The organism is Streptomyces sp. NPDC041968 (assembly GCF_055589025.1).
The window spans coordinates 437,504-445,364 of record NZ_JBVJCB010000007.1; the positions used below are offsets into that span (position 1 = coordinate 437,504).

Consider the following 7,861-nt stretch of genomic DNA (forward strand, 5'->3'; position numbering starts at 1 on the left):
TCTAAGCAGACAAAACAGCCGAAACCGTCAGGACTTGCTGAGTGATCACACAGGAGGAGGTACGCCGGTGTGGCGCCCCGCGCCCGGGGCACCCGGGCCGTCCGGGGAAGGGGCGCACGGGACGGGTACGAGGAAGGCGGGTGGCGGAGCCGATGGCCAGGACACGGCGCTACGGCGTGGCCGCATCCGGTCGCTGGTGGGACCCGGAGGACAACCGGTGGCTGCCGGCCGGCGAGGTGCACGCCTGGGAGCAGGGCATGAACCAGACGGTGTGCGGCCTCTCGCTCCACCGTTCGCGGCTGTCCCGTTTCGCGGCGGTCGCCTGGACCGACGTGCTGCCCGAGTCGGGCGGTGCGGCCGACGAGGTCCGCCGGGTCTGCCCCCGCTGCGCCGCCGCGGCGGGCCGCCGGGGTGCGGACGCCCGCCCGGGCTGGCGGCGCGTCAACCCGCGCCCGTAGGGCCGGGGCATGGTCCTTACCGCACGGGTGTCGTGCGGGCGGGGAGCGCCTACGAGGGCAGCGGCGAGCGGCTGACGCGGATCTTGGACTGGCCGTGCGGCCGCTTCTCCCAGTCCTCCATGAAGCGGGCGTGCAGGCGGTGCCGGGCGGCCAGCGTGAGCAGGGTGTCGGTGCGGTAGTAGAAGTCCTCCCGGAGCACCTGGTGCTCGGCGCCCTCCGTACGGTCGAAGGTGAAGTCGAAGAACCCGGTGGCGGTCAGGACGCGCCCGACGTGCGCGAGGCATTCGTCGATGACGCTCGGCGGCGAGTGCGAGAAGACGCTGTGCGCGTGGACGACGTCGAAGTGGTCCCCGGGCAGGAACTCCAGCCGGAGGTCCCGGGTGAGCGTCAGGTGGGGCAGCTTCGCCTGGAGGCCCCGTTCGGTCACGGTGTCCTTCGCCGCGATCAGGATGTCCGGCGAGATGTCGATGCCGTAGTAGTGGCCGGCGTCCAGGTGGTCGATGAACCGCCAGCCGCCGCGCAGGTTGCCGCAGCCGATGTCGAGCATGCGGTGCTCGGGACGCAGGCCGTGCTCGACCAGGTAGTCGAACTGCATCCGCCCGAGCGCCAGCCAGCGGTCGTGGGTCCGGCTGCCCACCGCCGCCTCCGGGTCGCGGCGGGCGTCGGAGGCCATCACCGCCCGGTAGTAACCGACGTGGTCCGGTTGCCTGAGCCGCAGCCAGGCGTCCCGGCCGGCCCGCCGGAGGTACGGGCCGACGCGCTCGGGGTGGCGCAGCGCGTATCCGACCTTGTGGCGGAGCGCGGCGCGGTTGCTGCGCAGTTTCGGGGACTCGGCTGCCTCGGGCACGGGCGGATCGACCTCCGGGTGAGGGGCGGGGCGGTGAGGAGGGTGCCGGGGAGGGCCGTGCCGGCCCACTGGAACGACCAGTAGTCTCCGGCCGGACCGGCCGCGCGGAAGCGGACGACATGGCCGCGCCGGGCCGTGCACCCCTTCGGCTCGCGGCCGGACGGGTGGGGGCCGGTTCCGGACGTCTTCGCGGTGGCCGGACGCCGCGATCACGCCACGTGGACTTTCCGTCCAGGGCTTGGACGTATAGTCTCGCCCCTGGTGGGGGTTCGGACTGGGAGGCACCTCGTGAACGAACCGGCGCGGGACGCCGAGCGGAACACCGGACGGAACGTCGAACACGACGCCGACGGGGACGCCGAACGCATGGTGGGCGGGAGCGTCGAGCGGGAGGTCGAACGGGATGCCGTACGCGGCGCCGAACAGGACGCCGTCCTCGCCGCGCTGCGCCCCGTCGTCGACGGCATCGCTGCCACGTTCGGCCCGGTCTGCGAGGTGGTCCTGCACGACTACCGGCGCCCCGAGCGGTCGGTCGTGGCCGTCGCCGGCTCCGTGACCGGGCGGTCGGTGGGCGGGGCGATGAGCGAGATCGGCATGCGGATGCTCGCCCGCGGCGACGAGGCACGGGACGAGCTGAACTACGTCACGCGGACGACCGACGGCACCCTGCTGAAGTCCTCCACGATCGCCCTGCGCGACTCCACGGGAGCCGTCTTCGGGGCCCTGTGCGTCAACCTGGACGTCACCGCCGTCGACCGCGCCCAGGCCCTGCTCGGGGCCCTCTCCGGAACCGTGGCGGCCCTGGCCGAGCCACCGGCGACCACCTTCGGCGACGACATCGACAAGGTGGTCGACGCCATCCTGGACGCCCACCCGCTGCGCCGGGACCGGAGCTGGGCGGCACTGGACCGCGACCGGCGCCTGGAGCTCTTCCGCGACCTGGACGGACGCGGCGTGTTCGCCGTGCGCCGCTCGGTCGAACAGGTCGCCGCCCGGCTCGGCATCTCCCGGGCCTCCGCCTACACCTACCTCGCCCGGGCCCGCGCCGAGGCCGGCCCGGCCGCCGACCCCGCTGGAGGACACGCGTGACGACCACGACCCCGCCGGTCACCCTCGACGACGTCCGTTCCGCCGCCGCACGCCTGGCCGGCGTCGCGCACCGCACCCCGGTGCTGCGCTCGCGCACCCTGGACGCCCTGGCCGGCGCCGAGGTCTTCCTCAAGTGCGAGAACCTCCAGCGTGTGGGCGCCTTCAAGTTCCGCGGTGCCTACAACGCGGCCTCCCGCCTCATGCCGGAGCAGCTGTCCCGGGGCATCGCCGCCTACTCCTCGGGCAACCACGCCCAGGCGGTCGCCCTGGCCGCGCGAGAGCTGGGCACGACCGCCGTCATCGTCATGCCCGAGGACGCGCCGCCCTCCAAGCGTGCGGCCACCGCCGGCTACGGCGCCGAGATCGTCACCTACGACCGCTACACCGGCGACCGCGTCGCCGTCGCCGAGGTCCTGGCCGCCGAACGGGGGCTGAGCCTGATCCCGCCCTACGAACACCCGCACGTCATCGCCGGACAGGGCACCGCCGCCCTCGAACTCGTCGAGGAGACGGGGGAGCTGGACGCGCTGATCGCACCGGTCGGCGGCGGCGGGCTGATCGCCGGGAGCGCGACCGCCGTGAAGGGCCTGCACGCCGGGACCCGGGTGATCGGCGTCGAACCGGAGGCCGGTGACGACACCAGGCGTTCCCTCGAAGCCGGTCGGCGCGTCACGGTCCCGGTCCCGCGCACCATCGCCGACGGCCAGGCCCTGCCCACGCCGGGCGAGCTGACCTTCTCCCTCAACCGCCGGCTGCTCGACGGGGTCGTGCTGGTCTCCGACGACGAGATCCGGGACGCGATGCGCTTCGCCTTCGAGCGGCTGAAGACCGTCCTCGAACCGAGCGGCGCCACCTCACTGGCAGCACTCCTCACCGGCCGCGCGGGCCCCCTGCCGCGCCGGGTCGGCGTGATCCTGTCCGGCGGCAACGTGGACGCGGGCCGGTTCGCCGAGCTCTGCGGCGGCACCCGCTGACCCCGGGCGTCCCCCGGATGGCGGCGCCGAGTTGACAGGCGGACGATGGGGTGGTGGGGCCAGCGAAAGGAGGAGCGTCATGTTCGAGGCAAAGACGCTCGACAAGCCGGACGAGCGACGCGATTTCCCCCGCGGGCACATCGAGGCCGTGCACATGGAGGGACTCGACTTCGCCGTCGCCACCTTCGAACCGGGCTGGCGCTGGTCGGAGTCCGTGGCGCCCATCGCGGGCACCGACAGCTGCATGATCCACCACAACTGCTACGTGTCCGAGGGTCGCATGTGCGTCCGCATGGACGACGGCGAGGAGAGCGAGGTAGGGCCCGGGGACGTCTTCGTCTGCTCGCCCGGCCACGACGCCTGGGTCGTCGGCGACGACCAGTGCGTGGTGTACGACTTCGCGGGCGCCATGGCGAAGGAGTACGCCAAGGCGGACTAGGCGACTTCGGTCGGATCAGGTCTGCGCGTGTGCGGGGCGCGGGTCAGTACGCCCCGCGCACGATGTCGGTCATCCTCACGGTCACCTTCGTGTCCGACGAGGCGGTTTCGACCATCGTGGGCGAGAAGGACATGCTCTCCGGGTACAGCTCGGCGGTCGCTGTGATCGGGCCGGACTTGTCGCCTCGAATCTCGTAGGTGACGTCGTACGACGCGACGGGGTCGGTGTCCTCGGCACCGATGTACGCGAAGTCCGGCTCGACGATCACAGTGCAGCCTGCGTTTCCGGAACACTGCCGCTTCGTGGTGTGCAGCGTGATGAGGAAATCGTCGACGGTGGGCTCGGCGTAGACCGTTCTTCTCGGGGTCGACTCTTGCGCTTCGGGGGTGGCGGGAGCCTCGGCCGGGGCGCTCGACCTGGCGGTCGTGGCCTGCGCACCGTCGTCGCGTGGAAGGTGCGTGATGATGGCACCGGTGCCGATGATCGCGGCGATGGTGGTGACCGTTGCTCCGATGACGAGCGCCTTCGGGCGGGGCTTTCCAGGAGCCTGCGCCGACGACGGCGAGTCGGGCAGGGGCGGCGGCGTGGGGTGGCTCATGGGGCTCCTGAAGATCATGGTGTGAGGTGCATGATGCACGCACATGGAGACGCCGTGAAGATCACGTCGCTGATCCGTGACCTCGGACAGAGGATCTGAGAACCGGACGACGGGCCGGGCGTCGGCCCGGATCGCGGACGAGGGGGGCGACCAGCGCGGTGGCCGCCCCCCCCGTCCGCGATCCGGACCGCCCCCTTCACGCGGTTGACACCACCGCCGCGACCGCCGGTGTGCGCAGCGTCCGCCGGGCCGTCCCCAGGCTGGTCCCCAGGGTCACCGCGGCCGTCACCGCCACCATCGCGAGCCAGACGCCGGGGAACCGGTCCGGCAGCACCGCGTCGGTCCGTACCACCGTGAAGGGCACCACCCCGGCCAGCGCGGCGACCGTCCCGAAGAACACGCCGGTCAGCGTCAGGATCGCGCCCTCGGCGCCGACCACGCCCAGCACCTGCCCCGGAGTGGCCCCCGCCAGCCGCTGCTGGCCGAACTCACGGGAACGGTAGGTCGTCGCCGCGTACAGCGAGTTGACCAGCATCACGCAGACGAAGACCGCGACGATGCCGACCACCGTGAGGTTGAGCGTCTCCAGGTTCTTGGCGTCGACGGACTTGACCAGGCCGGACGCCCGCACCGCGTCGCTCTCCACCGCCTGCATGGTGATCGTCGCCGTCGAGACCGCCGTGAACATGATCAGCGACACCAGGATGCCGGCGAGGTGATCGGCCCGCTCGCGCAGGTTGCGCACGGCCAGCCAGCCGCTCGCCCCGTTCAGCGGAAGCCGGACGAGCACGCCTTTCAGCAGCCGAGGCGACAGCAGCGCGAAGCCCACCGACAGCAGGATCGCCCCGTAGGCCGGCGGTGCCATCAGTGCCTCGTCCGTCGCGGAGAACAGGAGGGTGGAGCCCGCCCCCGCGGCACCGGTGACCAGCGCGCCGTAGGCCAGGAACCGCTTGGCCCCGGCCCGCTCGCGGCCGCCCCGCGTCACCCGCCGCACCGCCAGGAAGGCGGCGCCCGCCGACGCGAGCAGGGTGACACCCACGCCGCTGGACAGCGCGAGGGGGCCGAAGGAGTACTCGACCGACCGCGCCACCTGGCCGCCGTCCTGGAACATCCCCAGCAGGGCCCGCCCGCCGAGCACCGCCGGGCCGGTCGCCGCCGCGGTGCCCACCAGGGCCACCGCCACCGCCTCACCCACGACCAGCCGCTTGATCTGCGCCGGGGTCGCCCCCGAGCAGCGCAGCAGATCCAGTTCGGCGGCGCGCTGACGCACGTTGACGGTGAGCGTCGAGGCGACCGCGAAGAAGACCAGCAGGGTCCCGTAGCCGCCCACGACCCCCGCCGCCGTGCCCAGCGTGTCCGCGCTGACCGGGTCCACGCCGTCCTGACCGGCGGTGTCGTGCATCGAGTGGAACGTCATGATGATCACCGCGCCCAGGAAGGCGGACAGCAGCGTCGCGAGGAACCGTCCGGGGCGTCGCCGGATCGACCGCAGGGCCAGCACGAACATCGGTCACACCCCCGACGGCACGTCGTCGCCGAGGTGTGCGAGCCGTTCCGCGACCGCCTCGGGGGTCGGGGCGTCCATCCGCCCCGCCAGCCGTCCGTCGGCGAGGAAGAGGACCGAGTCGGCGTACGAGGCGGCGACCGGGTCGTGCGTCACCATCACCACCGTCCGGCCGTGCACCCGCACCGCCTGCTGGAGCAGCAGCATCACCTGCCGTGCGCTGCGCGTGTCCAGCGCGCCGGTGGGTTCGTCCGCGAAGACCACGCGGGGCTCGGTGACCAGCGCGCGGGCGATCGCCACCCGCTGCCGCTGACCTCCGGAGAGCTGGTCGGGCCGGTGGCCGAGCCGGTCACCGAGACCGACGGTGGTCAGGATCTCCCGGGTCCGCCTCCGGTCCACCCGCCGGCCGGCGAGTCTGAGCGGCAGCACCGTGTTCTGCGCGACCGTCAGCGTCTCCAGCAGGTTGTACTGCTGGAACACGAAGCCGACCCGGCCGCGCCGGAACCGGGTCAGTTCCGCCTCGCTGCCCCCCGTCAGTTCCGTGCCGTCCACGCACACGATGCCGCCGTCCGGCCGGTCGAGCCCGGCCGCGCACTGCAGCAGCGTGGACTTGCCCGAGCCCGACGGTCCCATGACCGCGGTGAACGTGCCGCGCCCCAGGGTCAGCGTCACCCCGTCCAGCGCGGTCACGGCGTTCGCGGCGGTGCCGTAGGTCCTGGTGACCTTGACCAGGCGCAGCGCCTCCGGGGAGGCGGGGCCCGGGTCGTCGCCTCGTGCGCCGGTGCGGAACATCGTCATCACCCTCCGTGTGGCACGCCCTGTGCGGTGCCTCGTGGAAGACGCTACGGAGAGTGGGACCGGACCACACTGGGTGCAGAGCCCGTATCGGGGGTGTACTCAGCGACACCCCGGCAGGCCGCTACGAACCGCTCAGCAGCACCACCTCAAGGGTGCGCGGGCCGTGCACCCCCTCGACGCGGTCCAGCTCGATGTCGCTGGTGGCGGACGGCCCGGAGATCCACGTCAACGGCCGCTTCGGGTCGATGCGTTCCAGGGCCTCGGGCACCGACGACACGACCTGGTCGGGCACCCGCACGACGCAGATGTGGTGGTCGGGGATCAGGGTGATGCGCCGCCGCCCCTGGTCGGGGGAGCCGTCCAGGACGATCGTGCCGGTCTCGGCGACGGCGACGGCGCAGCCGGTCACGACGCTCTCCACGCGGTCCAGCTCCTGCGGTGTGCTCACCGCCCGGTCGTGCACGCGCGTCGGATCGGCGGCCGACATCCACTCGGGCGGCAGGCCCGGCGGCACCAGTACGTACCGGGGTCCACGCTGGGCGAGCAGCCGCATGAGGAGCAGCGGCAGTTCCTCCTCGTCCGTGCGGTGCACGACCGCCCGGTAGTCCGCCAGGTTCTCGGCGAGCAGGTCCACCGTCTCCCGGACGGACCGCTGCCCGTGCTCGCGCAGACAGTCCCGGGCGACGGCCTCCTCGTAGGGCCTCGCGTCGTCCGGCACATCCGCCAGCGCCCGCCGCACCCGGCCCAGGACGCGTTCCCTACTGCTCACTTCGCCCCGCCCTTTCCACCGTGCGTGCGCTGCCACCAGTCCCGGAACGGCTCCGCGGGCACCGTCGGCAGGTCCCGGCTGCCGCTCCACGCCCGGCCGGGGCCGGGCAGCGTGCGCGGATGCAGCCGACGGGTGCGCGAGGCCAGCCGCTGCCCGGTCCGCAGCGCGCCCGGGTGCGTGAACGCCCACCGCGCCGCCCGCATCGCCGCCCGCTCGGCGGCGTGTCCCTTGGCGGGCTTCAGCACGACCCGGTTGCCGCCCCGGACGGCCGGGCCGCCCTGCACCACCCGCTCCCGGAGGTGGACGAGGACCTCGGGGATGTCGATGGCGACGGGGCAGACCTCGTAGCAGGCGCCGCACAGGGAGGAGGCGTAGGGCAGGGAGG

At 73.2% G+C, this 7,861-nt stretch carries 10 protein-coding genes; 4 read left to right on the forward strand and 6 right to left on the reverse strand.

Going from position 1 to position 7,861, the window contains the following annotated elements:
* Positions 1-152: 152 nt before the first annotated feature.
* Positions 153-458, forward strand: a complete 306-nt coding sequence (locus tag ACZ6EG_RS19970; RefSeq protein WP_366766992.1) for a hypothetical protein — start codon at positions 153-155, stop codon at positions 456-458.
* Between the two features lie 49 nt (positions 459-507).
* Here the strand turns inward: ACZ6EG_RS19970 and ACZ6EG_RS19975 are convergent, their stop codons facing one another.
* Positions 508-1,305: a class I SAM-dependent methyltransferase gene (locus ACZ6EG_RS19975; RefSeq protein WP_469606173.1), complete on the reverse strand. Its 798-nt coding sequence runs from the start codon at positions 1,303-1,305 to the stop codon at positions 508-510.
* Positions 1,306-1,671: 366 nt separating this feature from the next.
* Between ACZ6EG_RS19975 and ACZ6EG_RS19980 the strand changes: the two genes are divergently transcribed.
* The 3 genes from ACZ6EG_RS19980 to ACZ6EG_RS19990 all read left to right on the forward strand — a co-directional run bounded on the left by ACZ6EG_RS19980 (position 1,672) and on the right by ACZ6EG_RS19990 (position 3,807).
* Positions 1,672-2,394 (forward strand): helix-turn-helix transcriptional regulator, encoded by a 723-nt coding sequence (locus ACZ6EG_RS19980; RefSeq protein ID WP_469606214.1) that lies wholly within the window; start codon positions 1,672-1,674, stop codon positions 2,392-2,394.
* Positions 2,391-3,368: a pyridoxal-phosphate dependent enzyme gene (locus tag ACZ6EG_RS19985; protein ID WP_391972216.1), complete on the forward strand. Its 978-nt coding sequence runs from the start codon at positions 2,391-2,393 to the stop codon at positions 3,366-3,368. The genes ACZ6EG_RS19980 and ACZ6EG_RS19985 overlap by 4 nt, the downstream gene beginning before the upstream one ends.
* 79 nt (positions 3,369-3,447) lie before the next feature.
* The gene (locus ACZ6EG_RS19990) at positions 3,448-3,807 is read left to right on the forward strand and encodes a cupin domain-containing protein (protein WP_356605118.1); all 360 of its coding nucleotides are present in this window, start codon (positions 3,448-3,450) and stop codon (positions 3,805-3,807) included.
* A gap of 43 nt (positions 3,808-3,850) precedes the next feature.
* Here ACZ6EG_RS19990 and ACZ6EG_RS19995 read toward each other — a convergent pair whose 3' ends face one another.
* The 5 genes from ACZ6EG_RS19995 to ACZ6EG_RS20015 all read right to left on the reverse strand — a co-directional run.
* A complete protein-coding gene (locus ACZ6EG_RS19995) occupies positions 3,851-4,405 on the reverse strand; it encodes a hypothetical protein (protein ID WP_469606178.1) in 555 nt (184 codons plus the stop codon).
* Positions 4,406-4,601: 196 nt separating this feature from the next.
* Positions 4,602-5,912: an FtsX-like permease family protein gene (locus tag ACZ6EG_RS20000; RefSeq protein WP_469606181.1), complete on the reverse strand. Its 1,311-nt coding sequence runs from the start codon at positions 5,910-5,912 to the stop codon at positions 4,602-4,604.
* Between the two features lie 3 nt (positions 5,913-5,915).
* The gene (locus tag ACZ6EG_RS20005; protein WP_469606184.1) at positions 5,916-6,707 is read right to left on the reverse strand and encodes an ABC transporter ATP-binding protein; all 792 of its coding nucleotides are present in this window, start codon (positions 6,705-6,707) and stop codon (positions 5,916-5,918) included.
* Between the two features lie 121 nt (positions 6,708-6,828).
* Entirely contained in the window at positions 6,829-7,476 is a 648-nt protein-coding gene (locus ACZ6EG_RS20010) for a LutC/YkgG family protein (protein ID WP_391972212.1), read from the reverse strand.
* Positions 7,473-7,861 (reverse strand): lactate utilisation protein LutB domain-containing protein (locus ACZ6EG_RS20015; RefSeq protein ID WP_391972211.1); only part of this gene is annotated, 389 nt, incomplete at its 5' end. The genes ACZ6EG_RS20010 and ACZ6EG_RS20015, both read right to left, overlap by 4 nt.

What these genes read in the sequence shown, in the direction of transcription:
- ACZ6EG_RS20000 (WP_469606181.1), bottom strand. Translation starts at nt 5,912, where the DNA reads ATGTTCGTGCTGGCCCTGCGGTCGATCCGGCGACGCCCCGGACGGTTC.
- ACZ6EG_RS19990 (WP_356605118.1), top strand. Translation starts at nt 3,448, where the DNA reads ATGTTCGAGGCAAAGACGCTCGACAAGCCGGACGAGCGACGCGATTTC.
- ACZ6EG_RS20005 (WP_469606184.1), bottom strand. Translation starts at nt 6,707, where the DNA reads ATGACGATGTTCCGCACCGGCGCACGAGGCGACGACCCGGGCCCCGCC.
- ACZ6EG_RS19970 (WP_366766992.1), top strand. Translation starts at nt 153, where the DNA reads ATGGCCAGGACACGGCGCTACGGCGTGGCCGCATCCGGTCGCTGGTGG.
- ACZ6EG_RS19995 (WP_469606178.1), bottom strand. Translation starts at nt 4,405, where the DNA reads ATGAGCCACCCCACGCCGCCGCCCCTGCCCGACTCGCCGTCGTCGGCG.
- ACZ6EG_RS19980 (WP_469606214.1), top strand. Translation starts at nt 1,672, where the DNA reads ATGGTGGGCGGGAGCGTCGAGCGGGAGGTCGAACGGGATGCCGTACGC.